The 788-nt window shown below is 47.8% G+C and carries 1 rRNA gene; it reads left to right on the forward strand.

The annotated features are described in order from the left end of the window. A 23S ribosomal RNA gene (locus tag R2Q94_RS22120) occupies positions 1-671 on the forward strand; the annotation flags it as partial. Positions 672-788 lie beyond the last annotated feature (117 nt).

The following is a 788-nucleotide window of genomic DNA, read 5'->3' on the forward strand; positions in this document are numbered from 1 at the left end:
TTCGGGGGGGACATTGTTTGATGGGTAGTTTGACTGGGGTGGTCGCCTCCAAAAAGGTAACGGAGGCTTTCAAAGGTAAGCTCAATACGCTTGGTAACCGTATGAGGAGTGCAATAGCATAAGCTTGCTTGACTGTGAGGCAGACAAGCCGAGCAGGGTCGAAAGACGGATATAGTGATCCGGTGGTTCTGCATGGAAGGGCCATCGCTCAAAGGATAAAAGGTACGCTGGGGATAACAGGCTGATCTCCCCCAAGAGCTCATATCGACGGGGAGGTTTGGCACCTCGATGTCGGCTCGTCACATCCTGGGGCTGGAGAAGGTCCCAAGGGTTCGGCTGTTCGCCGATTAAAGTGGCACGCGAGCTGGGTTCAGAACGTCGCGAGACAGTTCGGTCCCTATCTGTTGTGGGCGTAGGAATTTTGAGTGGGGCTGACCTTAGTACGAGAGGACCGGGTTGGACTAACCTCTAGTGAATCTGTTGTTCCGCCAGGGGCATTGCAGAGTAGCTACGTTGGGAATAGATAAGCGCTGAAAGCATCTAAGTGCGAAACTAGCCACGAGATGAGAATTCCATATAGGACCGTAGCAGACTACTACGTTGATAGGTTACAGATGTAAAGGTGGTGACATCAAAGTCGAGTAATACTAATCATCCGAAGCTTTCAAGAGCAATACACTGTTGTTTGTTCTTCATACTAACTTCTTTCAATAATATGTCATGTTTGTGGCTTGATGTTATCTTAATGAATAGGATCATCATCAGGTTAATAAAAGCAAACAATAAAA

The sequence above is a fragment of the Pedobacter gandavensis genome (assembly GCF_032678465.1).
Classification (GTDB): domain Bacteria; phylum Bacteroidota; class Bacteroidia; order Sphingobacteriales; family Sphingobacteriaceae; genus Pedobacter; species Pedobacter gandavensis_B.